At 52.9% G+C, this 1,037-nt stretch carries 1 protein-coding gene; it reads left to right on the top strand.

All coding sequences use genetic code 11. The features are described from left to right. Positions 1–18 precede the first annotated feature (18 nt). Positions 19–1,037 (top strand): IS630 family transposase (locus MLC59_RS19770; RefSeq protein WP_248237314.1); only part of this gene is annotated, 1,019 nt, incomplete at its 3' end.

The following is a 1,037-nucleotide window of genomic DNA, read 5'->3' as shown; positions in this document are numbered from 1 at the left end:
TATCGGATATCAGCTCTTATGCGCCATGACGACGGTCGTAAACTGGACCATAAAACTCTGGAAGCACTTCGGGTTCGTGCCGTTCAAAGGGTTATGGATGGCGAAAGCCCGGAAGTGGTGATCAAAGCTTTGGGCATGAGTCGAGCCCGGATTTATGAGTGGCTTGCAGCCTACCGCGAGGGCGGCTTTGAAGCGCTTAAAGCCAAGCAGATTTCCGGTCGTCCCAAGAAGTTGAGCGGCGAACAGATTCGGGAGCTGTATACCTGGATTACCACCTTCACGCCGGACCAACTGAAGTTTAATTTCGCCCTGTGGACCCGAGGTCGTGTGCGTGAATTGATCCGGCAAAAGTTCAACGTGCGACTGAGCGATGTGTCCGTCGGTCGCCTGCTTCGCAACCTGGGGCTGACGCCTCAAAAGCCGCTGCATCGGGCGTACCAGCAGAAGCCGGAGGCTGTGAAGCAGTGGAAGGAAGAGACCTACCCAGAGATTCGCAAAGAAGCCAAGAAGGTTGGCGCTACGATCTACTTTGGCGATGAGGCCAGCATTCGCTCCGACTACCACAGTGGGACTACCTGGGCGCCCATTGGAGAGACGCCAGTTATTCGCAATACCGGAAGCCGTTTCAGCATTAACATGATTTCTGCCATTTCACCCCGCGGCGAACTGCGCTTCAAAACGATCGAGGGAAACATGAACACCGATGCCTTCATCGGGTTCCTCAAAGCACTGGTCCAGGATTCCGAAAAGCCGGTGTTCCTGATCCTCGACAATCACCCGGTGCATCATGCTCGCCGGGCTCGGGAGTACGTGGAAAGCCTCAACGGCAAGCTGAAACTGTTCTTTCTGCCGCCTTATTCGCCAGAACTGAACCCCGACGAATCCGTTTGGGGCTACATCAAATATCACCACGTTGGAAAGAAGATCATCAACAATAAAGAACAACTCCGAGATATTGTTTTCCGGCAACTGCGACGTTTGCAGAAATTACCAAAGCTATTGCAGTCCTTTTTTGGTCATCCAGATTTGGCTTACAT

Source organism: Marinobacter bryozoorum, from assembly GCF_023156245.1.
GTDB lineage: Bacteria > Pseudomonadota > Gammaproteobacteria > Pseudomonadales > Oleiphilaceae > Marinobacter > Marinobacter bryozoorum.
This window is presented reverse-complemented; position numbering and strand designations above follow the sequence as displayed.